Source organism: Humibacter sp. (genome assembly GCF_035547335.1).
Lineage (GTDB): Bacteria > Actinomycetota > Actinomycetes > Actinomycetales > Microbacteriaceae > Humibacter.
In genome coordinates, this window is record NZ_DASZVF010000075.1 from 1 (window position 1) to 22,878 (window position 22,878).

Here is a 22,878-nt window from a genome sequence, read left to right on the forward strand (position 1 = left end):
TTCACTCCCGATCAGACCCGAGTTCAGGCGACGGTGTGGCAGACGGCGCTCGACCGGGACGGCGTCGAGCTGCGCGCCGAGGAGGCCATGCGGCACCGCGGGCTGACCCGGCTCGGCACGCGCGACGGCCTCGTGCGCTACCGAATGGACCTCATGCCGGAGGTGTCCGGCAAGCTGGAGCGTGCCCTGGATGCGTGTGTCTCGCCGAAGACCGCCCCGAAGTTTCTCAGCGACGAGGATGCGCGCGAGCTCGAAGCGACGCAGGCCGACGAGCGGACCTCAGGGCAGAAGCGGCATGACGCGTTCGCGGCTCTCGTCGATGCCGCGGCACGCTCCGCGGAGCTTCCCACCATCGGGGGAGCGGCACCGACGGTGCTCGTGCGCGTCGACCTGGACGATCTCGAGTCCGGGAGCGGTGCAGGCTGGATCGACGGGGTCGACGAGCCGGTGTCGATGCAGGCCGTCACCCAGCTCGCGTGCGCCGGGGGTGTGCAGCGCGTTCTGATGAGCTCCGCGGGGCGGTTGATCTCGCTGGGTGCGCCCGACCGCATCTTCACGCCGCAGCAGCGGCGCGCCATCTTCGTGCGAGACGGGGGATGCGTCATCCCTGGATGCACGGTGCCGGCCGGCTGGTGCGAGATCCATCACGTCACCGAGCACACTCGTGGTGGTCCGACCCACACCGACAACGGAGTATCACTCTGCTGGTTCCATCATCGCACCATCGAGACCTCGGGCTGGAGCGTCGACATGCGACGCGGCGTGCCCTACGTGCGACCGCCAGGATGGATCGACCCGCACGGAAGCTGGCGTCCGGCCGGCGACGGGCGGTCGGGTCGGATGAAGCGGTCAGCCTTGCGGCCAGCCCTCACGGGAGACCACGGGTCGAAGCTCACCGCGAGCGGGTAGGGCGGTCGAGTATGTAGGGGCTGCAGGGTGCGGTATGCAGGCCCGCCTGGTCTCTTTTCGCGGCTGGCATGGGGCCCGGCGGGAGTCACGCGCAGCGCGGCGGGGGCAGGCCCGCGAGAGCGCGATGGGTGCCAGCATGGCGGGGGCAGGCCCGCGAGAGCGCGATGGGTGCCAGCGTGGCCTCGCCTGGTCTCTTTTCGCGGCTGGCATCGGGTCTGGCGGGAGCCGCGCGCAGCGCGGCGGGGGCATGTCCGCGAAAAGAGACCAGGCGAGGGTGCGCACGACGACGTCGCGAATGCCGCTTCCTCAGCGCCTAGCGCCCGTGCGTCGCCAGGATCTGGTCCACGTCGATGTGGTCGAGCAGCTGCTGCCAGTCCAGCCCGCGTGCGACGTCTTCCACGTCCTTCTCCGCGAACACCTTTCCGTTGCGGTGCACCACGATCCCCTCGGGGATGATCGCATTGAGCTCGGCGAGCACGGCGTCGTTGGCCGCCTCCGTGTCGAAGTCGGCGCCGTAGCGCGCGTACACGTCGGCGGGAACCATGTAGTCGATAGTCGTGATCTCGGTGGCCATGAGGCGAGCCTAGGCCGTGCATCCCGTGCGCGACAGGACGACCTCGCCCGGTTGTCCCGCAACGCAGAAGCACCCCGCCATCCAGGTGGACGACGGGGTGCTCCCGGTGAGGTGTGCCCTCGAGTGACGCGATGACCGAGGTGTCAGGCGTCCTGCTGCAGCGCGGCCTGCAGCTCGATGGTGATGGTCACCGTGTCGCCGAGCAGCATTCCGCCGGTCTCGAGCGCCGCGTTGTAGGTGAGGCCGAAGTCCTCGCGGTTGATGACCGTCTTGGCGCTCGCCCCGGCCTTGTAGTTGCCGTACGGGTCGCCGCCGAAGCCGCCGAAGTCGAACTCGAACGTGACGGGCTTCGTGATGCCCTTGATCGTCAGGTTGCCGTCGACGAGGAACTCGCCGCGCTCGACGCGAGCACCGGTCGAGACGAAGTCGATGGTGGGGTAGGTCTCGGCCTCGAAGAAGTCGCCGGTACGAAGGTGGCCGTCGCGGTTCGGGTCGCCCGTGGAGATGGATGCGACCTCGGCGCTCGCCGTCACACTCGCCTCGAGCGGGTTCGCGGGCGTGACGAACGTGGCCTGGAAGCGCTCGAACTTGCCCTTGACCTTGCTGATCATCAGGTGGCGGATGCTGAACGCGACCTCGCTGTGCGCCGGGTCGATGACCCAGGTGCCCTCGCGGTAGCCGGGGATGTCGAGCGTGGTCGTTGCGGTGTCGGTCATGGTTCTCCTCTGGTCGAACGAATGCTGGGCAGGCGCCGGGTGGTCGGTCGCCTTGATGACGGATGCTGATGCCCCGAGTCGTGTATGCAAACGCATGCTCTGCGCAGGTATTCCCGACCGGTGAACTTTTCTTGCGCGACAACGGTGTCGGACCGGATCCGTACACTTGATCCAGTGATCCTCGAGGGCTTGACCGGGGCGCTTTCGCGTGCCCAGACATTCGCTGACGCCCTCGCCTACGCGAATCGCGACGCCGACTTCTCCGTGACGACAGGTCTGCGCGTCCCCCTCGCCTCGGCGCTGCTCGGCACCCGTCCGCGCGACAAGCAGGTATTGCTCGTCGTCACCGCAACCGGCCGCGAGTCCGAGGCGCTGCGCTCAGCACTCGGCTCGGTCGCGCCGCACGCCGAGGTGGTGGAGTTCCCCGCGTGGGAGACGCTGCCGCACGAGCGGCTCAGCCCGAGCGCCGAGATCGTGGGAAAGAGACTCTCCGCGCTGCGCCGACTCGGGTCATGGACACCGGATGACGGGCATCCGCTCGTCGTGGTCGCCTCGGTGCGCGCCGCGCTGCAGCCGCTCGCGTCGGGCCTGCACCTGCTGGAGCCGATCGAGCTCGCTGCCGGCAGTCGTGGTCACGACCTCACCGGCATCTCCTCGCGACTCGTCGACATGGCGTATGCGCGAGTGGACATGGTCACCAGACGCGGTGAGTTCGCCGTGCGCGGCGGCATCCTCGACGTGTTCCCGCCGACGGCGGAGCATCCGGTGCGCGTCGACTTCTTCGGCGACGAGGTGGAGCAGATCCGGCCGTTCTCCGTGGCGGACCAGAGATCGCTCACGCACGAGGTGCAGAACGTGGAGCTGGCGCCGGCGCGTGAGCTGCTGCTGACCGACGCCGTGCGGCAACGTGCCGCTGAGATGGCGCATGAGTTCCCTGGCCTGGAGCAGCTGCTGACGAAAGTGGCGGAGGGCATCCCGGTCGAAGGCATGGAATCGCTCGCGCCTGCGCTCGTCGACGAACTCGTGCCGCTGACCGACTACCTGCCCGACGGCGCGGCCGTCGCGGTGATGTCCCCAGAACGGGTTGCGGCCAGGGCGCTGAGCCTCGCGGAGACCAACCGCGAGTTTTTGGAGGCGGCGTGGAGCGCGGCCACCGTCGGCGCCGCCGCACCGATCGACCTCGCGTCCGGCGACTTCATGTCGTTGCGCCAGCTGCGCGACGCCGCCCAGCTGAGCCGTCCGGGTCAGAAGGCGCCCGACCATCCGTGGTGGACGTTCTCGAGCTTCGACACGGGAGGCGCTGAGCCCGTCGGGCCCGGCAACGTTCCGATCGCCGAGCAGTCCGTCGCGGACCTCGTCGAATCCGCGGGCGACTACGTGCGCGTGGCGGCGGAGGCGGTGCCGAGCTTCGCAGGCAACGTCGACGGCGCCATCAGCCATGTGGCGCAGCTTCTGTCCGACGGCTGGCGGGTCGCGATCGTGGCGGAGGGCCACGGGCTCGTGGAGCGTGCCGTCGACGTGCTCGCCGAGCGCGGTGTGGCCGCGCGCCAGGTGGACGACTATCCGCAGGATGCCGAGACCGGCGTCGCGTACGTGCTGGCGGCATCCGTCGAGCAGGGGTTCGAGCTGCAGGAGGCCAGGCTCGCTCTGATCGGCGAGACGGAGTTCTACGGCCGCACGATCGGATACGACGCCCGCCAGGTGAAGAAGCTCGGCGTTCGCCGCAAGAACGTCGTCGACCCGCTGCAGCTGAAGGCGGGTGACTACGTGGTGCACGAGACGCACGGCATCGGCAGGTTCGTCGAGCTCGTGCAGCGCGAGGTCTCGTCGGGCGGCCGCAACGCCGTGAAGTCGAAGCGCGAGTACCTCGTGCTGGAGTACGCGCCATCGAAGCGCGGGTACCCGGGCGACAAGCTCTACGTTCCCACCGACCAGCTCGACCTGTTGAGCCGGTACGTGGGCGGCGAGGCGCCGCAGCTGTCCAAGATGGGCGGCAGCGACTGGTCGCAGGCGAAGGGCCGCGCTCGCAAGGCGGTCCGCGACATCGCCGTCGAGCTTGTGAAGCTGTACTCGGCGCGCATGGCCTCGAAGGGGCACGCGTTCGGGCCGGATACCCCGTGGCAGCACGAGCTGGAGGAGGCGTTCCCGTTCGTCGAGACGCCCGACCAGCTGCAGACCATCGACGAGGTGAAGGCCGACATGGAGCGGCCCATCCCGATGGACCGGCTCATCTCCGGCGACGTCGGATTCGGCAAGACCGAGATCGCGGTGCGCGCCGCGTTCAAGGCGGTGCAGGACGGCAAGCAGGTGCTGGTGCTCGTGCCGACGACGCTGCTCGTGCGACAGCACTTCGAGACGTTCCAGGAACGGTTCGCCGGCTTCCCCGTGCACCTCAGGGCGCTCAGCCGGTTCCAGACCGACCGTGAGGCCAAGGAGGTGCTCGACGGGCTGGCCGACGGCACGATCGACGTCGTGATCGGCACGCACAGGCTGTTGTCGAAGGATCTGCGGATCAAGGACCTCGGCCTCGTCGTCATCGACGAGGAGCAGCGGTTCGGCGTCGAGCACAAGGACGCGCTGAAGAGGCTGAAGACGAACGTCGACGTGCTCGCGATGAGCGCGACACCCATCCCGCGCACGCTGGAGATGGCCGTCACCGGCATCCGCGAGATGTCCACGCTGGCGACGCCGCCGGAAGACCGGCATCCCATCCTCACATTCGTGGGACCGTACTCGGAGAGGCAGGTGGCGGCCGCTATCCGCCGCGAACTGTTGCGCGAGGGTCAGGTGTTCTTCGTGCACAACCGGGTGTCGAGCATCCAGCGCGTCGCGTCGCAGCTCGCCGAGCTCGTGCCAGAGGCGCGCATCGCGGTGGCGCACGGCCAGATGAACGAGCACGTGCTCGAACAGATGGTGGTCGACTTCTGGGAGCGCAAGTTCGACGTGCTCGTGTGCACGACGATCATCGAGACCGGCCTCGACATCGCCAACGCGAACACGATCATCATCGACCGCGCCGACAAGTACGGGCTTTCCCAGCTGCACCAGCTTCGCGGTCGGGTGGGCAGAGGCCGTGAGCGGGCATACGCGTACTTCCTGTGGGACGCCGACAAGCCGCTGTCCGAGACCGCCCACGACCGGCTCTCCACCATCGCCGCGAACAACGAACTGGGCAGCGGCATGCAGGTGGCGTTGAAAGACCTCGAGATCCGCGGTGCGGGCAATCTGCTCGGCGGAGAGCAGTCCGGACACATCGCGGGCGTCGGGTTCGACCTCTACCTGCGCATGATCGGCGAGGCGGTCGGGACGTTCCGCGGCGAGGTCGCGGAAGGGCAGACCGAGCTGCGGCTAGAGCTGCCGGTGGACGCGCACATCCCCGAGGAGTACGTCGACTCGGAGCGGCTGCGGCTGGAGGCGTACCAGAAGCTGTCGGCGGCGTCGGGCCCGAACGCGAAGCCGGACGCCATCGACCTCGTTCTGGAGGAGCTCACCGACCGCTACGGCGAGCCGCCCGAGGCCGTGACGAACCTGATCTCCGTGTCGCGGTTGCGCAGACGCGCGCAGCAGGCCGGGCTCTCCGACCTGGTGGCCATGGGGTCCAACCTCCGCGTCGCGCCGGCCGAGCTGCCCGATTCCATCCAGGTGCGGCTGCAGCGCATGTACCCGAAGGCGCGCCTCATCGCGGCGCAGAAGGTCGCGCTCGTTCCGCTGCCGGAGAAGGACGGTGCGACGCTGCCCGATGCCGAGCTCATCGAGTGGGTGCGGTCGCTGCTGGATGCGATCTTCCCCGCGCAGGAGACCGAGTCCGCCTCGACGACGTCGGCGTCCTGAGCGCCGCGACCGCTCTCCCCGCGGCACCCGGCGCGGAGTAGCATGACGCCGCCGGGCGCCGTCCGGTGGCACTTTCCGCGCGGAGCCGGGGGGTTTGCGCATGAATCGGAAGATCTCGGTTGCTCGGGCGGGGCGGATGATCGGCCTCGGCCTGCTCGGGATCGCTCTGGCGGCGGCCGGGCCGATGCTCGTCTCGACGCCGGCCGCCGGTGAGGTGGCATCCGGTGGGGCGGCGTCCGGTGCGGTTGCGTCCGCCCAGGCCGCACCGGCGGAGACGCAGCCCGACATCCCTGTCGACCTCGACACAGCGGTCGATGGCGGCTATTTGCCCATCGTCGAGGTCTCCATCAACGGCAGCACGCCCGTGAAGATGATGATCGACGAGGGAACGAGCTTTCTCGTCACCTTCCCCGGATCGATCATCGATCCGACCACCCCGATCGATGAGACCGGCATCCCGCAGAGCATCCAGTACGACGGCACGGCGGCATCCGGCCAGATCGCACTCGCCACAGTGACGGTGACCACGTCGACGGGCACGGTCTCGACACCCGAGCAGGCAGCCTTTCTGGATGCCGACTCGTGCACTCCGCACTGCCTGGGCTACAAGGACGGCGTGCAGGGCGTGATCGGGATCGCCCAGTCGAAGAACGCCACGAAGAACATCGAGCCGCCGGACGGCTTGTATTCCGTTCTCGCACAGCTCGGTCCGGACTACTCCAGCGGGTACACCATCGACTTCACCTCGGCGTCGCCCCACATCCGTCTCGGACGGCCGGCGCCCGGATCCGGCGGCGACACCACGATCCAGCGCGAAGACCAGGACGGGCTCCACTATCCCAACGGGCAGCGCATCTTCAAGCCGCCCGTCATCTGCTGGACCATCAGCCTGGGCGCGAACGTCGGCACGTCCTGCAAGAACACGGTGCTCGACACGGGTCAGAGCACGGGCAAGATCAACGGCGACATGTTCGACTCGGTGGTCACGCCGACCACGCCGCCGGCGACGAGCAAGGCGATCGCGACCGTCTCCGCCGACGCCGTCATCTCGTTCGCCACGCATGCAGGAGGTCCGCCGTTCGCTCGGCTGCCCTCAACGGGGCACGTGCCGCACCAGTACGACCAGTTCCCCGTCGAGCGGAGCGCCACCGCCGACTACTTCAACGCGGGCAACGACTTCTACCTCAGCCATGTGATCGGATTCGACAACGAGAACGGCGCCGTCGTCATCCACGCGGCAACCGGTGCGGCATCGCCACCTTCAGCGGTGACGGCAACGGCGGGAGATCGGACGATCGCCGTCGCCTGGACACCGCCCTCCGCCTCGGGCGACGACCGGCCGACGGGCTTCGTGGTCACCCTGCGCACCGTGGGCGGAGACCTCGTCTCGACCACGGTGGTGGGTGCTGTGGAGGCCGACGCACAACTGACCGGGCTGACGAACGGCACGCCGTACCTGGTCGCCGTCGCCTCGGTGAACGACCTCACCATCGGAGCGGATGCGACCGCCTCCGGGCCCGTCACACCCGGATCCGCGGCTTCGCCGGATCACTCGGCGACACAGCTGGCGGAGAGCGGCTCGAGCGCTCCGACAGCAGCCGTGCTGCTCGCGGCCGCGCTGCTGCTGACCGGAGTCGTTGTCCTGATGCTCGCGCGACGCCGGTCGCGGCACAGCCAGGCCGCTGACCGGGCGGTCGCCGGTGGTCCGGGTGACGGTGTCGCTCCCGGCCACGGTGCCAGTCGCTACCGTTGACCGAGTGACGTTCACTCCCGCCCCCGCTTTCACGACCCGTCCGACGCTCCGCGGCACGTTCGGCATGGCCGCCGCCACCCACTGGCTGGCGACCGCAACGGCCCAGTCCGTGCTGGAGCGCGGCGGCAACGCGTTCGACGCCGCCGTCGCAGCGGGTTTCGTGCTGCACGTCGTCGAGCCGCACCTGAACGGCCCGGGCGGCGACCTCACCGGCCTGTACCGCACGGCAGGGGGAGAGGTGCGCGTGCTCATGGGTCAGGGGCCGGCACCAGCGGCCGCGACGATCGAGCACTACCGCGACGGCGAAGGGCTCGAGGATGTCCCTGGCGCCGGCGCCCTGGCCGCTGCGGTTCCGGGGGCGGTGGACGCGTGGTTCACGCTGCTCGCGGACCACGGAACCTGGGAGCTCGCGGACGTGCTGCAGTACGCGATCGGATACGCCGAGAACGGGCATCCGCTCCTGCCCTCTGCCGCGCTCACCATCGAACGTGTTCGCGACCTGTTCGTCGAGCACTGGCCGACGTCCGCGGCGCTCTGGCTGCACGCCGACGGCCGAGCACCGAAAGCGGGCGAGCTGATCGTGAACCCGGCGTACGCCGGGGTGCTGCGCCGGCTGGTGGGGGCCGGTGAGGATGCCGCGACTCGGGAGGCGCGCATCGACGCCGCGCGAGCGGAATGGTCGACAGGGTTCGTCGCCGAGGCGATCGAGGCTTTCGCCCGTACGCCGCACAGGCACAGCGACGGCCGTGACCATGCAGGGGTGCTCACCGCGCACGACGTGGCGGCGTTCCGGGCGAGCGACGAAGACCCGGTCGTGCTCGACTTCCGCGGGTTCCGGATCCACAAGACGGGTCCGTGGGGCCAGGGGCCTGTGCTGCTGCAGACGCTCGCCATCCTCGACGCGTATGGCGGGATGCACGGCCTCACCGACGAGCACCTGGACCCGTCGACGGCGTTCGGCATCCACGTCATCGCCGAGGCGGAGAAGCTGGCGCTTGCCGACCGGGACGCGTGGTACGGCGATCCGCACGTCGCGGACGTGCCGCTACGCACGCTCCTCTCTGCGGAGTACGCGCGCTCACGCGCGGCGCTCATCGACGACCGGGCGAGCACGGAGCTCCGCCCTGGATTGCCGGACGGTAGAACCCCTTTCCTTCCTCCCGCGAGCGTCGGTGCAGGCAAGGACGGCCTTGCCGAGGTCGACCATCGGTCAGCCGGTGCCGGTGCCGGTGCTGGTGCTGGTGCCGGTGCTGGTGTCGGTGAGCCCACCGTCGACCGGCACGGGCAGACGAGGGGCGACACGTGCCACCTCGACGTCGCGGACAGCATGGGCAACGTCGTCACGATCACCCCGTCCGGTGGCTGGCTGCAGTCCTCGCCGACCGTGCCCGAGCTGGGATTCTGCCTGGGCACGCGGCTGCAGATGACCTGGCTCGACGAGCGCTCCCCGTCGGCGCTGCGACCCGGCGCGCGCCCGCGCACGACGCTCTCGGCGACGCTGGTGACGGCATCCGATCGCGGCGACGAGCGCATCGTCACGCTCGGCACCCCGGGGGGAGATCAGCAGGACCAGTGGCAGCTGCCCGCCCTGCTCAGGATGCTCGTGGGCGGCTGGGATGCGCAGGCCGCGATCGACGCCCCCACCTTTCACACCACGCACCACGTCTCCAGTTTCTGGCCGCGGGACTGGGAGCCGGCGGGTCTCGTCGTCGAGGACCGAGTGGGCCGCGACGTCATCGACGAGCTCGAGCGCAGGGGCCACAGGGTGACCGTCTCCGGCGGGTGGACGCTCGGCCGGCTGAGCGGCGTCGGCATCCAGCCGGCGACGAGCGCTCGGGAGCCCGCCGTGCTCTGGGCAGCGGCGAACCCGCGGGGCATGCAGGGCTACGCCGCGGGCCGCTGACCCCGTCGCGCGCGGGGCGCACGCCCTAGCCTCGATGCCATGGCAGACATCGACTATCGCACTCTCGGACCCTCCGGCCTTCTCGTCTCGACGGTGGGCCTCGGCTGCAACAACTTCGGACGGGCCGGCACCCGAACGGAGACGCAGGAGGGAACGGATGCGGTGATCGACGCCGCCATCGACGCGGGCGTCACGCTCTTCGACACCGCGGACATCTACGGCAAAGAGCCCGGCCTGAGCGAGACGCTGATGGGCAACGCCCTTCGCGGCAAGCGCGACCGCATCGTGCTGGCGACCAAGTTCGGGATGGACATGCGCGGAGCCAACGGTCCGGACTGGGGCGCCCGCGGGTCCCGCCGATACGTGCGCCGCGCCGTCGAGTCGTCGCTCACCCGGCTGCAGACCGACTGGATAGACCTGTACCAGCTGCACGCGCCAGACGGCGCGACACCCATCGAGGAGACCCTCGACGTGCTCGACGACCTCATCGCCGAGGGCAAGGTGCGCTACATCGGCCACTCGAACCTCGCGGCCTGGCAGATCGCCGACGCGGAGTATCAGGCGGTGCTGCACGGGCATCCGCGGTTCGTCTCCGCCCAGAACGAGTACAACCTCGCGCATCGCGGCGTGGAGCATGGCGTGCTCCCTGCCGTGCGGCACTACGGTCTCGGCTTCCTGCCGTACTTCCCGCTCTACAACGGCCTGTTCACCGGCAAGTTCTCGCGAAGCGGCGGCCCAGGCGACTCCCGCATCATGCGGCAGCGCAAGCACATCCTCGACGAAGCGCCCTGGGATGCCCTCGACGCGTTCCAGCGCTTCTGCGACGAGCGCGACATCACGATGGTGCAGGCCACGTTCGGCTGGCTGCTCGCACAGCCCGGCCTCACGAGCGTGATCGCAGGAGCGACCTCGGCCGAGCAGGTGGTGGCGAACGCGGAGGCCGCGACGGCGTGGAGTCCCACTCCCGACGAGGTCGCCGAGGTCTCCGCGCTGTTCCCCGCGTAGGGCCTCACTGCGCCGCCCGTCGTCACCACCTCCACCAGCGACGGGTCCGCATACTGACGAGCGGGCCGGTAATTGACGCGAACAAGGGGACCGCTCGGCAACTACGGGACCGGCGGCGGTGCGGTGTCGCGCTGGTCCGGTGTCGCGGTGGTGCGGTGTCGCGCTGGTCCGGTGTCGCGGTGGTGCGGCGGCCGCGCTACGCAGCGGACCGCTCGTGGTGCGGGTGCAGCCGCCGGTACCGCTTCGCGAGCAGGGCGACGGCGATACCGCCCGCCACGATCGAGACGGATGACCCGAGCAGCACCGCGAGCACCCCCTCGTCGCGCACCACGTCGGAGTGTGCGAACGCGAGCTCGTTCATCAGCAGCGAGACCGTGAACCCGATGCCGCCCAGTGCGGCGACGACCAGCGTGTCGAGCATCCCCGTCGGCTGACCGCTCGATCGGGAACCGATCCTGCCGCCGATCCAGCCGCCGAGCGTGATGCCGATGAGCTTGCCGACGGGGAGCGCGACGAGGATGCCCCAGAACGCCGGAGAGAGTCCGCCGATCGGCACGGCAGGCACCGCGACCAGGGCGGCCGAGAACGCGAACACCGGAAGCACAACGCCGTTCGACCACGGTTCGAGCGCGTGGGCGGTGGCGCGTGCCGGCGGACGCGACATCACGAGGCCGAGAGCGACACCGGCTATGGTCGCGTGCACGCCGGAGTCGTGCACGAGCATCCAGGTGAGGATGCCGACGAGCACCATGAGAACGGCGACGGGCCCGCGCAGCCTGCCGCGCAGCATCCGGCTGAGCAGCCAGAACGCCACGACGCAGACGGCGGCTACGGCCAGGTCGACGAGGTTCGGGTTCCTGGTGAAGAACACGGCGATGATGAGGATCGCGATCAGGTCGTCGAGCACGGCGAGCGCGAGCAGGAAGACGCGGAGACGGTGCGGCAGACCTCGGCCGAACACCGCGAGCACTCCGAGCGCGAACGCGATGTCGGTGGCGGTGGGGATGGGCCAGCCGTTCTGGAATCCGCTGCCGGCGGCGAACACCAGGAAGATGCACGCGGGCACCGCGACGCCGAAGAGCGCGGCGATCGCGGGGTGCAACGCCTTCCGCCACGAGCTCAGCTCGCCCACCGTCAGCTCGTGCCGCAGCTCGATCGCGACGATGAAGAAGAACACCGCGAGCAGGCCGTCGCTGATCCAGGCGCCGACGCTGAGCTGCAGGTGAAGCGCGGCCGGTCCCAGCTGCGCGTCCTTGACGCTCTGCACCACCGGTCCGAAGGGCGTGTTCGCGACCACGAGACCGAGAACGGCCGCCCCGAGCAGGATGCCTGCCGCCGCGCGCTCCGATCGGATCAGGCTCATGCGGTTCCGGCGGTTCCGGCGGTCCCGTGCTCCTGAATCGGAGTGACGACGCAGAACAGGTGGCCGTCCGGATCGCGCAGCACGCTCTGACGCTCGCCCCACGGCTCGTCGTCGGGGCCGTGCACGAGCTCGGCTCCCGCACTCACGGCCGCGGTCGTGACCGAGTCGACGTCGTCGACCGCGAACGTCGCCGCGACCCCGAACTCCGCAGGGGTCGGTGTGCGTCTGTGCAGCATCAGCTCCGCATCGCCGGCGCGCAGCCTGGCCACGTCCTCGTTGGCCCAGAGCGGCTCCAGCCCGAGAGCGCCGGAGTACACCGCCGACGACCGCTCGAGATCCGACACCGACACGACGATTCTGCGCACGCTTGTCACGCTTCCAGCCTAGGGCGGCGGCAACGGCGTCCCGGTGCACCTCCGGCACGCGTCGGGCGCGCTCCGGCCGCGTCGCGTGTGCCCGGTGCGCGGCGGGGTGCTCGCCGTGTTCCCGAAAGCGGGCACGTGCCACGATGAAAGGGCCGAGGAGGGGAGCCGTCATGTCGGAGGATGCACCGAACCATGCGCGAACTGCCACGTCGGGCGACGTCGCGCGAGCGCCGCAGCGAGCACCGGGGCCGTCGTCGGTGGCGTCATCGGCGGCATCGGCCGGGCCATCGGCCGGCGCGTCGGCGGCAGCAGAGGCCGCACCATCGGCCGACGTGTCGGCGCTGGACGTGTTCGCGAGCGCAATGGCATCCGTTCTCGACAAATGCGTGTGGTCGCAGACCATGACGCACGAGACCCTCGTGCCCTACCTCATCGAGGAGACGTACGAGCTCGTGGATGCCATCGAGGCCGGCACGACGGACGAGGTCATCGAGGAGCTCGGCGACGTGCTCTGGCAGGTGGCGTTCCATTCCGAGATCGCGTCGCGAACGGCGGGGGAGGAGTTCGACATCCAGGATGTCGCGGCGCGCGTCACGCAGAAGATGGTGCGGCGGCATCCGCACGTCTTCGGCGACGAGGTCGCGGAGACGCCCGAAGACGTGCTGCGGCTCTGGATGGCGGCCAAAGCCGCGGAGAAGCGCAATCGGAACAGCGTGCTCGACGGCATCCCGCCGGGGATGCCCGCGCTCGCCCTGGCGGACAAGGTGATCGGCCGTGCCGCACGGGTGGGCGTCGAGGTCGCGCGGGCGGACTCGGAGACGGAGACCGCGGCGGCGACGAGCGAGCGCGAGTTGGGGGCGGTGCTGCTGCGGATCGTCGCGTCGGCTCGCGAGGACGGGCTGGATGCCGAGCGAGCACTTCGCGTGGCCATCCGGTCGCTGCAGGACGACATCCGAGCGCGGGAGCACGGCACCGCAGCGGGACAGGTCGGCGATGCCTGAGGCGGATCGCCACGCCCGCCGATTGGCTCTGACCCCATGCGCGCCGGCACACCGTCCCGTGCGGCAGGTGTGCGGGCCGGACCGGACCGCAGCCCCGGGCAGGACTACAGGGCCGCTGCGGCCCCCGCGGAGGCGTCCGACTCGTCGGAGACCGCGGCGTTCTCGCGTCCCGGCATGAGCAGCACGGTCGCGAACAGCGCGACGGCCACGATCGCGATGCCGGCGAACACGAGGTGCACCGCATCCGAGAGTTGTGGCCCGTGCGGCGTTCCGTCTGCGCCGATGGTCGTGTTGCCGTTCACGATCGCGCCGAACACGGCGACACCGACGGCCGAGCCGATCGACCTCGCGAACATGTTCGTGCCCGTCACCATGCCACGCTCCTGCCAGCCGACCGACGTCTGCGCGGCGATGAGCGTCGGGACCGCGGTGAGTCCCATGCCGGCTCCGATCACGAAGCAGAACACTCCGACGAGCCAGACGTTGCTGCCGGCGCCGAGCGTGAGCAGCAGGAGCGCTCCCACGACGACGACGCCAGAGCCGATGACGGCCGTCCAGCGGAACCCCATGCGCAGGTAGAACCTGCCGGCGATCGACGCGGTCAGCGGCCAGCCCACGGTGAGCGCGGCGAGTGCGAAACCAGCGATCAAGGCGTTCACGCCGAGAACATTCTGCGCGTAGATCGGAACGTACGTCGACAGCCCCAGCACCACGGCGCCGATCAGCAGGCTCGCGATGGTCGACGCCCAGATCACGCGCCTGCCGAGCACTCCCAAGGGAAGGATCGGATGCTGCGCCGTGCGTTCGACGAACACGAACGCCGCGAGCGCGGCAGCTCCCACCGCGAAGATGGCGATCGAGGTGGCGGAGTTCCACTTCCAGGCTGTTCCGCCCTCGAGCAGGCCGAGGATGACGAGCGCCGTGCCCGCCGTCAGCAGCAGCGCACCGGCGTAGTCGATGCGCGGGCGGGTGCGCTCGCCGTGGGTGCGCTCGGTGAACTTGCGCCACAGCATCCACGCCGCGAGCAGCGAGAGCGGGATGTTGATGAAGAAGATCCACCGCCAGCTCACGAACTCGCTGAATACACCGCCCAGGGTCGGGCCGACGACCGCGGAGATGCCCCAGACGCTCGCGAGATAGCCCTGCGTCTTGGCGCGCTCCTGGAGCGTGTAGATATCGCTCGCGATCGTCATGCTCATCGGCAGGACAGCGCCGGCGCCCAGGCCCTGGACGATGCGCGAGACGATCAGCACGGGCATCGACCACGCGGCGCCGGCGAGAATCGACCCGACGAGGAACAGGCCGATGCCGATCATCATCAGCCGCTTGCGCCCGAAGAAGTCAGCGAGCCGGCCGTACACCGGCACGGATACAGCCTGAGCGAGAACGTAGATCGAGAACAGCCACGGCAGCTGGTCGAAGTGCCCGAGATCCTTCGAGATCGACGTCGACGCCGTGGCGATGATGGTCGAGTCCAGAGCCACGAGCGACGTGGCGAGCATGAGCGAGAGCAGAATGGGGCCGCGCTCGGATCTGAGTCCTACGCCGCGTCGAGTGATCGTGTTCTCCGACATCGAACAGGTGCAATCCGGATGCGTTCTCCGCTATTCCCGCCGCTCGGCGCGCCGGAAGGAACTCTGTTTCGGTCACGCCGAGCGCTGCTCGCGGTCCTGAAAGAATGAACGCATGGCCAACACCGTGAACCCGCCTCGTGGCATGCGCGATTTCCTCCCGGCCGACAAGGCCAGGCGCGAGCACGCGCTGGGCGTCATCCGGGCCGGCTACGCAGCGCAGGGCTTCGACGAGATCGAGACCCCCGTCATGGAGGATGCCTCGCGGCTGCACTCGGGGCTCGGCGGCGACAACGAGAAGCTCGCGTTCGGCATCCTGCGCAGGGGCCTCTCCGCCGACGCCGTGGCCGAGCTCGCCGCCGTCGGCGATCTCGAAGGACTCACCGACCTCGGCCTGCGCTTCGACCTGACGGTGCCGCTCGCCCGCTTCTACGCCAGCCATCGGGCCGCGCTGCCCAACGTGTTCAAGTCCATCCAGATCGCACCCGTCTGGCGTGCGGAGCGGCCGCAGAAGGGCCGGTACCGCCAGTTCGTGCAGTGCGACATCGACATCATCGGAGAACCGGGTGCGATCGCCGAGATCGAGCTGATCACGGCGACGATCGCGACGCTCGACGCCCTCGGACTCACCGGATGCGCCATCCGCATCAACCACAGAGCCATCCTGCGGAGCCTCATCGCTTCGTGGGGCGTGGCCGAGGCCGACTACGAGCGCGCCATGATCACGATCGACAAAGAGGACAAGATCGGCGTGGAAGGCGTCGTCGCCGAGCTCGTCGACCTCGGGCTCGTGGACGACTCCGCTTCGCAGACGGTGGCCGAGAGCCTGTCCGGCCTTCCCGACGACGGCTGGAACCTCGACAGGGGCGTCGTGCCGCCGCCGGCATGGCTCGACACGGATGCCTATCGTCAGCTGCACGAGATCCGCGATGCCGTCGCCGCCGTCGCCCCCGGAACTCCGCTCGTGTTCTCGCACAATCTGGTGCGCGGCATGGGCTACTACACCGGGGCGATCTTCGAGATCCAGCACCCGGAGCTCGGCTACTCGCTGGGCGGCGGAGGCCGCTACGACGGCATGATCGGGCGCTTCCTCGGAACGGACGTGCCCGCTGTGGGATTCTCGCTCGGGTTCGAGCGCATCGTCGACCTCATCACGGTGCCTGAGGACCGGCAGACGGACGGCATCGTGCTGGTCTACGACCGCGACGTGGAGCCCGCGACGCTGCTCAGGATCAAGACGCAGCTCGTCGGCTCCGGCGCACGCGTGCGCCTGGAACGACGCGTGAAGAACCTCAAGCCGTTGCTCGAACGACTCGCGGATGCCGGTTACACTCGGTTCGCCCCGGTGATGAGCGACACGCGCCAGGTCTCCGACCTGCAGTTCCGCGACCTCGCCTGAGCCCGTCCCGAGGGTTGAGCCTGTTGAACCCCGCTGCGGTGCGGTTTCGACAAGCTCAACCGGCGGGAGGTCGTGCACCGTGGGTTGAGCCTGTCGAAACCCGTGCTCCCCAGCCCCGCCGAGCCTCCCTACCGCAGTCCCGCTAGCGTCTCCCGCACCCGCTCGAACACCTCCCAGTCGACGGCCGTGCCGTTGGCGCGCAGCGCCAGCACGGCGGCGCCCACCGCGCCGTCCGCGACAGTGCGCACCTCGGTCACGCCTCGAAGGCCGTCGATCGGCAGACCCAGGGTGCCGAGCACGCCGCCGCCGCACACCACGGGACCACGCACGATCGCGCTGTCGATGGCGGCGAGTGTGGTGTGCAGTGCGGAACGCGCGTCCGCGAGGATCCCTGTCGCGACCTCGTCGTCGCCGGCGGCGAACACGAGCGGTGCGAAGCGGGCCAGCTCGATCGGACGCAACGCATAGACCGCATCCAGCAGCAGCCGCAGTGCGTCGGGCCTGCCGTCGTAGCCGGGCTCGGTCGAGGCATCCGGCGGTATCTCCAGCGCGGCCAGCAGCAGGGGAGTGAGCGCCGTGCGCGGTCCGCGGTTGTCCAGTTCCGCCGCGACGGCGCGTACCGTGCGCGCACCGAGCCAGAACCCGGATCCGTCGTCGCCGAGCAGCCAGCCGAGGCCGTCGGCCGACGCCTCCTGGCGGCCGCCGTGCACCCGGATGGCGGCCGAGCCGGTTCCCGCCACGACCGCGTAGCCGTCCTGCTCCCAGGCCCCTGAGCAGAAGGTCGCCAGCAGGTCGGATTCCAGCACGATCCGGCCGCGCACGTCGATTGCGGCGAGAGCCGACGTGATCCAGTCGGTCGAGACGTAGGTGCGCGAACCCGCCATCGCGAGCACCGCGATCTCGGCCGTCCCCGCCATCGCATCGTGGGCGCCGTGGGCATCGGGAGCGGCGGATCCAGCCTGGGCGAGCGCGGCAGCCGTCGCCTTGACGACCTCGCGTGCGGCGTGCTCAATGCCCGATGAGATCGGATTTCCGGAGCCGGCGACACCGTATCCGACGCACTGGCCGGCCGGCGTGAGCACGACCGCTCGGGTGGAGGTACCGCCGGCATCGACGGCGAGCAGATTTCTCATTGGTTGCGTTTCGGTTGCGGGACTTGATCCGGGAAGCAGGTGTCCTGATAATACTGTTCAGTCATCCGCACGACGAAGTGAGATTGTTTTTCAGGTGAACCCGACTGCCGAATCCCTCAGTGGCGACGACGTCGCCCGTGGCGACAGCGCCCCGCGGACTGCCGTGGCGCCGGCCGGAATCGGCATGCGCATCCAGTCTCGGCTGCCCCGGATGTCGCAGGCAATGGCGAAGATCGCCAAGCTGCTGCTGGACTCGCCGGATGCGCCGCTTCGGCTCTCGATCACCGAGCTCGCGGAGGCGGCGGGAGCCTCGCCTGCGACCGTCACGCGTTTCTGCCGCACCATCGGGTTCTCCGGCTACGCGCCGTTCCGGGTGGCTGTCGCGTCGGACGTCGGCCGGGAGCTGGCGCGCGAGCGCTGGAGCGAGGACATCGGGCGCGCGTTCGGTCCAGACGACTCGTCGACCGAGGTCATGAGCACGTTGCTGGCGGCACACACGCGATCGCTGCGCGAGACGGCGGAGTTCATCGACCTGGAGCGCATCAAGCACATCGCGGGGCGCGTGGCGACGTGCGCCCACGTCGATCTGTACGGCATCGGCGGCAGCGCGACCATGGCCGAGGAGATGCAGTCCAGGCTCTACCGCATCGGCATCAACTCGCACTTCTGGCCCGAGGTGCACTCCGGCCTGACGAGCGCGGCGCTTCAGGACGAGCACTGCGTGGCCATCGCCATCTCCAACACGGGGCGCACGGAAGAGACCATCCAGATGCTCGAGCGGGCCAAGTCCGCCGGCGCCCTCACCGTCGCCGTGACGAACTCCCCCGAGTCGCCGCTGGCGCAGCTGGCCGACGAGCACATCGTCACGCTCGCGAACGAGCAGTTCCTGCAGCCGGACGACCTCAGCGCCAAGCACTCTCAGCTCTTCGTTCTCGATCTGCTCTACCTCCTCGTGGCGCAACAGAACTTCGGACGCACCACGACGATGCTGTCCGTGTCGGCTCAGGCGGTGTCGCCGCACAGGCGTCCGCTGCGGGGTCGCCGCACCGCGAAGGAACTGGAGTTCGGTTCGGAGATGTTCACCGACGTCCCCCACGACAAGGAGCACGCATGACCCACCTGTTCGACGCCTTCCGGAACGAGGCCGACACCCGCATCGCCGCACTGACGGAAGAGGCGGATGCCGGAGCGTTCGACGCTGCCATCGACCTGCTGGTCGAGTGCGTAGCCGCTGGAGGCGTGCTCCAGGCGTTCGGCACCGGACACTCGGAGGCGTTCGCGATGGAGGTCGCCGGTCGTGCTGGAGGGCTCATCCCGACGAACCGGATCGCGTTGCGCGATGTCGTGCTGCACGGCTCCCGCGGTGTCGACATCCTCGGCGGCAGCGGCCTGGAGCGCGACCCGTCCGTCGTCGACGAACTGTTCGATCTCTCGCCGGTGGGCGAGCGCGACGTCTTTCTCATCGCGTCGAACTCCGGAGTCAACGGCTCCATCGTCGGCATGGCGCTGAAGGCCAAGGAGACCGGTCACAAGGTGATCGCCGTGACCAGCCTGCAGCACACCGAGGCGGTCGAGCCGAAGCATCCGAGCGGCCTGAAGCTGAAGGATGTCGCGGATGTCGTGATCGACAACAAGGCGCCGTACGGCGACGCCACGCTCGAGCTCGGCGACGGCGTGAAGGTCGGTGCGATCTCCTCGATCACCGCCGCGTTCATCGCCCAGCTGCTGACCATCGCGGTCGCCGAGCGCATCGCCGGAACCGGAAAGACCCCGCCCGTCTACATCTCGGCGAACATTCCGGGCGGGGATGAGCACAACAAGGCATTGGAGGACCTCTATCGAGACCGAATCAGCCGGACCGCCTGAGCGTTCGACGATCCGGTCCTACCTGACGCACCACCTACACATTCGAGAAAACGGAAAGGCAACACTCCTACCATGACCACAGAAAACAGAGGACTGGACCGGCGCACGTTCCTGCGCGGTGCTTTCGCCGCCGCGGTGGCCGTGCCGATCACTGTCTCGCTCGCGTCCTGCTCCAGTGGCAGCGGAAACGGCGGAGGGGGCGGAACCAAGTCGGCGAGCAACCCCTTCGGCATCAAGGAGAGCTCGAGCATCGACGCCGTGATCTTCAACGGCGGCTACGGATACGACTACGTCACGTTCGCGTCGAAGCTCGTCGACAAGAAGTGGAAGACCAAGTCCAAGGTCACTCCGCAGACGAACATCGCGCAGTCGCTGCAGCCTCGCTTCGTCGGCGGCAACCCGCCGGACCTCATCGACAACTCGGGTGCGAACCAGATCGGCTTCAACACGATCCTGAAGAGCCTCGAGACCCTCGACGACGTCTTCGAGGCGAACAACTACGAGGGCAAGAAGATCGCCGATACGCTGTACCCGAACGTCAAGACGCCTGGCACGTTCAGCAACAAGTTCGTCGCCATGAACTACGTGATGACGGTGTACGCGATCTGGTACTCGGCCTCGCTGTTCGAGGAGAACGGCTGGACCCCGCCCAAGACCTGGGACGAGGCGCTCGACCTGGGCGCCAAGGCGAAGGCCAAGGGCAAGTACCTGTTCGTCTGGGGCAAGGAAGCCGCGACGTACTACCTCACCATGGCTCTCGACTCCGCCATCAAGGAGGGCGGCCTCGAGGTCATGAACGCCGTCAACAACCTGGAGAAGAACGCCTGGTCGCAGAAGCCGATCCAGGATGTCTTCAACGCCCTCGAGAAGATCGTGGCGGCCGGATACTTCATTCCGGGTGGCGCGGGCACGCAGTTCACCGCGGCACAGGCGAAGTGGAGCAACGACGAGCAGGCGATCCTCTACCCGTCAGGCGGCTGGATCGAGAACGAGATGAAGAAGGCCACCGCGCCGAACTTCAAGATGACCGGTGCTCCTGAGCCCACCGTCACGGACAGCCCCAAGCTGCCGTACGAGGCGCTGCGCGCAGCGGCCGGCGAGCCGTACATCGTTCCTTCCCAGGGCAAGAACGTCGCGGGCGGCAAGGAGATCATGCGCGCCATGCTCTCCAAGGATGCCGCGACGAACTTCTCGAAGACGCGTCTCGCCCCGACGATCGTCAAGGGTCTCGTGCCCTCCGACGGCTTCGGATCGACGGCGCTCGTGTCCCAGACCAAGATGCTCGACGCCGCAGGCAAGAACATCTTCGACTGGGAGTTCGCCAGCCTGTACGGCCTCAACACCGACCAGCTCGTGATCTGGAACTCGTTCCTGTCCGGGCAGGCGACGGTGGCACAGCTGACGGCCCAGATGCAGGCGATCTCGGACAAGGCCGCGGCATCCAAGTGACAGCTCCGAACAGCACTACGACGACCGGGGGGCGGCTTGCGCCGCCGCCCCCCGGGCGCCGCCGCACGTCGAGGTGGACCTTCGACAGGGTCAGCTTCATGGCGGTGTTCCTCATCCTGCCGCTGGCGATCTTCCTGATCTTCGTGATCCTCCCGTTCGTGCAGGCGCTCTACTACTCGCTCACGGACTGGGGCGGGTTCTCGCCGACGATGAACTTCATCGGCTTCAAGAACTTCATCGACCTCGCGCAGGACTCGACGTTCATGCACGCGGTGCTCAACTGCATCCTGCTCGGAATCGTCGTGCCGTTCGTCACGATCTTCGTGGCCCTGATCATCGCCAGTGTGGTCACGGTCGCCGGTCCCAGCAAGGGGCAGATCCGCGGAGTGAAGGGCGCCGGCTTCTACCGCACGGTGTCGTTCTTCCCGTACTGCATCCCGGCCATCGTCATCGGCCTGATCTGGGCCGAGGTGTACGACCCGAGCGCCGGCCTGCTGAACGGATTCCTGACGGCGATCGGCCTGCACAACTTCAACAACTTCGCCTGGCTGGGCGAGGTCGCCACAGCGCTGCCCGCATCCATGTTCGTGATCATCTGGGGCTTCATCGGGTTCTACACGGTGTTGTTCGTCGCGGCGATCAAGAGCATCCCTGCCGAGATCTACGAGGCAGTGCGCCTCGACGGCGCCGGACGGTTCCGCACGGCGCTGTCGATCACGATCCCGTCGATCCGCGACAACATCCAGACCGCATACATCTACCTGGGCATCGCGGCCCTCGACTCCTTCGTCTACATGTCCGCGCTGTTCCCGAACGCGGGAGGCCCTGCGAACACCACCCTCGTGATCAGCCAGGACCTGTTCAATACGGCGTTCCGCAAGGGCCAGTTCGGCTATGCGACGGCCATGGGCGTCGTGCTCGCGGCGATCACCCTGCTGTTCGCCGCGATCGTCTTCACGGTGAACAGATTGAGCAAGGGCCGAGAGGAGGGCAGGTCGTGACTGCCACAGCACAGTCCGTCAGCGCCGGCCCGAAGAAGGCGTTGCGCGCCCCGAACAAGACGAGGCTCACCGGCGGCGACGTGGCCGTCGGCACCGCGTCGCACGTGCTGCTGATCGCGTGGTCGCTGATCGTCGGCATCCCGCTCCTGTGGGTGTTCATGTCGTCGTTCAAGACGACGAAGCAGATCCTCGACAGCCCGTTCAGCCTGCCCCAGAAGCTCGACTTCACGAACTACGTGAACGCGTGGAACGGGTCGGGCATCGGCAGCTACTTCGCGAACACGCTGATCGTGGTCGTGAGCGCGCTCGTGATCGTCATGATCCTGGGCGCCATGTGCGCGTACGTGCTCGCGCGGTTCAAGTTCTTCGGCGCCCGGGCCATCTACTACCTGATGCTCGCCGGGCTCACGTTCCCGCCGTTCCTGGCGATCGTGCCGTTGTTCAAGATCCTGCAGGGCATCGGCCTGCTGAACACGCTGCCCGGCCTGATCCTCACGTACGTGGCGTTCGCGCTGCCGTTCACGGTGTTCTTCCTGTACTCGTTCTTCCAGGGTCTTTCCGACGAGATCTACGAGGCGGCGCAGGTCGACGGGGCGGGCGAATGGCGCACGTTCTTCCAGGTGATGCTGCCCATGGCCACGCCCGGCATGGCCGCGGTGGCGATCTTCAACTTCCTCGGCCTGTGGAACCAGTTCCTGCTGCCTGTGGCGTTGAACTCCAACCAGAACAACTACGTGCTCACCCAGGGCATGGCGCAGTTCGCCTCTCAGGCGGGCTACTCGGTCGACTTCGGAGCGCTCTACGCGGCCGTCGTCATCACCGTCATCCCTGTGCTGATCGTCTACGTGTTCTTCCAGCGCCAGCTGCAGGGCTCCGTGTCGCAGGGCACGTCGAAGTAGTCGCAAGCACCACCGGGGAGGGCGGTCGCTTCGGCGGCCGCCCTTCTTGTGCGCCGGTATCGCGCTGCGCTGCTCAACCGCTCCATCGGCTCGGCTGTTCGGGGAGCGAGCTCCCCGAAAGCCTCGGCTCAGTCGCGGCT

At 68.7% G+C, this 22,878-nt stretch carries 18 protein-coding genes; 12 read left to right on the top strand and 6 right to left on the bottom strand.

Annotated elements, in window-relative coordinates; genetic code table 11:
• The coding region (locus VHB92_RS14915) for an HNH endonuclease signature motif containing protein (protein WP_325454555.1) at positions 1-909 on the top strand (909 nt) is incomplete at its 5' end.
• 313 nt (positions 910-1,222) lie between these two features.
• On the opposite strand, the gene VHB92_RS14920 is transcribed toward VHB92_RS14915, so the two are convergent.
• Both VHB92_RS14920 and VHB92_RS14925 read right to left on the bottom strand, forming a co-directional pair.
• Positions 1,223-1,483: a hypothetical protein gene (locus tag VHB92_RS14920; RefSeq protein WP_325454556.1), complete on the bottom strand. Its 261-nt coding sequence runs from the start codon at positions 1,481-1,483 to the stop codon at positions 1,223-1,225.
• 143 nt (positions 1,484-1,626) lie between these two features.
• Positions 1,627-2,199 (bottom strand): YceI family protein, encoded by a 573-nt coding sequence (locus VHB92_RS14925; protein WP_325454557.1) that lies wholly within the window; start codon positions 2,197-2,199, stop codon positions 1,627-1,629.
• A 174-nt stretch (positions 2,200-2,373) separates the two neighbouring features.
• Between VHB92_RS14925 and mfd the strand changes: the two genes are divergently transcribed.
• The 4 genes from mfd to VHB92_RS14945 all read left to right on the top strand — a co-directional run bounded on the left by mfd (position 2,374) and on the right by VHB92_RS14945 (position 10,691).
• On the top strand, positions 2,374-6,030 hold the full coding sequence (mfd, locus tag VHB92_RS14930) for a transcription-repair coupling factor (RefSeq protein ID WP_325454558.1): 3,657 nt from the start codon (positions 2,374-2,376) through the stop codon (positions 6,028-6,030).
• Between the two features lie 100 nt (positions 6,031-6,130).
• Entirely contained in the window at positions 6,131-7,783 is a 1,653-nt protein-coding gene (locus tag VHB92_RS14935) for a fibronectin type III domain-containing protein (RefSeq protein ID WP_325454559.1), read from the top strand.
• Positions 7,784-7,787: 4 nt separating this feature from the next.
• Positions 7,788-9,686 carry a gamma-glutamyltransferase family protein gene (locus tag VHB92_RS14940; protein ID WP_325454560.1) on the top strand — a complete coding sequence of 633 codons (1,899 nt, stop codon included), beginning with the start codon at positions 7,788-7,790 and terminating at the stop codon, positions 9,684-9,686.
• A gap of 39 nt (positions 9,687-9,725) precedes the next feature.
• Positions 9,726-10,691, top strand: coding sequence for an aldo/keto reductase (locus VHB92_RS14945; RefSeq protein ID WP_325454561.1), 966 nt, complete (start codon positions 9,726-9,728; stop codon positions 10,689-10,691).
• 196 nt (positions 10,692-10,887) lie between these two features.
• Here the strand turns inward: VHB92_RS14945 and VHB92_RS14950 are convergent, their stop codons facing one another.
• Both VHB92_RS14950 and VHB92_RS14955 read right to left on the bottom strand, forming a co-directional pair.
• Positions 10,888-12,054 (bottom strand): Na+/H+ antiporter NhaA, encoded by a 1,167-nt coding sequence (locus tag VHB92_RS14950; RefSeq protein ID WP_325454562.1) that lies wholly within the window; start codon positions 12,052-12,054, stop codon positions 10,888-10,890.
• Positions 12,051-12,428, bottom strand: a complete 378-nt coding sequence (locus tag VHB92_RS14955) for a VOC family protein (RefSeq protein ID WP_325454563.1) — start codon at positions 12,426-12,428, stop codon at positions 12,051-12,053. The genes VHB92_RS14950 and VHB92_RS14955 overlap by 4 nt, the downstream gene beginning before the upstream one ends.
• Positions 12,429-12,589: 161 nt before the next feature.
• On the opposite strand from VHB92_RS14955, the gene VHB92_RS14960 reads away from it, so the two are divergent.
• A complete protein-coding gene (locus VHB92_RS14960; protein WP_325454564.1) occupies positions 12,590-13,420 on the top strand; it encodes a MazG family protein in 831 nt (276 codons plus the stop codon).
• A 104-nt stretch (positions 13,421-13,524) separates the two neighbouring features.
• On the opposite strand, the gene VHB92_RS14965 is transcribed toward VHB92_RS14960, so the two are convergent.
• The gene (locus tag VHB92_RS14965; protein WP_414653121.1) at positions 13,525-14,994 is read right to left on the bottom strand and encodes an MDR family MFS transporter; all 1,470 of its coding nucleotides are present in this window, start codon (positions 14,992-14,994) and stop codon (positions 13,525-13,527) included.
• Positions 14,995-15,106: 112 nt separating this feature from the next.
• Here VHB92_RS14965 and hisS point away from each other — a divergent pair, with 112 nt between their 5' ends.
• Entirely contained in the window at positions 15,107-16,390 is a 1,284-nt protein-coding gene (gene hisS, locus VHB92_RS14970; RefSeq protein WP_325454566.1) for a histidine--tRNA ligase, read from the top strand.
• Between the two features lie 128 nt (positions 16,391-16,518).
• Here the strand turns inward: hisS and VHB92_RS14975 are convergent, their stop codons facing one another.
• A complete protein-coding gene (locus VHB92_RS14975; protein WP_325454567.1) occupies positions 16,519-17,523 on the bottom strand; it encodes an N-acetylglucosamine kinase in 1,005 nt (334 codons plus the stop codon).
• Positions 17,524-17,707: 184 nt separating this feature from the next.
• Here VHB92_RS14975 and VHB92_RS14980 point away from each other — a divergent pair, with 184 nt between their 5' ends.
• From VHB92_RS14980 to VHB92_RS15000, 5 genes are all read left to right on the top strand, one after another.
• The gene (locus VHB92_RS14980; protein ID WP_325454568.1) at positions 17,708-18,637 is read left to right on the top strand and encodes a MurR/RpiR family transcriptional regulator; all 930 of its coding nucleotides are present in this window, start codon (positions 17,708-17,710) and stop codon (positions 18,635-18,637) included.
• On the top strand, positions 18,634-19,389 hold the full coding sequence (locus VHB92_RS14985; RefSeq protein ID WP_325454569.1) for an SIS domain-containing protein: 756 nt from the start codon (positions 18,634-18,636) through the stop codon (positions 19,387-19,389). The genes VHB92_RS14980 and VHB92_RS14985 overlap by 4 nt, the downstream gene beginning before the upstream one ends.
• Positions 19,390-19,461: 72 nt before the next feature.
• The gene (gene ngcE, locus VHB92_RS14990; protein ID WP_325454570.1) at positions 19,462-20,838 is read left to right on the top strand and encodes an N-acetylglucosamine/diacetylchitobiose ABC transporter substrate-binding protein; all 1,377 of its coding nucleotides are present in this window, start codon (positions 19,462-19,464) and stop codon (positions 20,836-20,838) included.
• 98 nt (positions 20,839-20,936) lie between these two features.
• Positions 20,937-21,839 (top strand): sugar ABC transporter permease, encoded by a 903-nt coding sequence (locus VHB92_RS14995; protein ID WP_325454571.1) that lies wholly within the window; start codon positions 20,937-20,939, stop codon positions 21,837-21,839.
• A complete protein-coding gene (locus VHB92_RS15000; RefSeq protein ID WP_414653122.1) occupies positions 21,836-22,738 on the top strand; it encodes a carbohydrate ABC transporter permease in 903 nt (300 codons plus the stop codon). The genes VHB92_RS14995 and VHB92_RS15000 overlap by 4 nt, the downstream gene beginning before the upstream one ends.
• Positions 22,739-22,878: the final 140 nt, after the last annotated feature.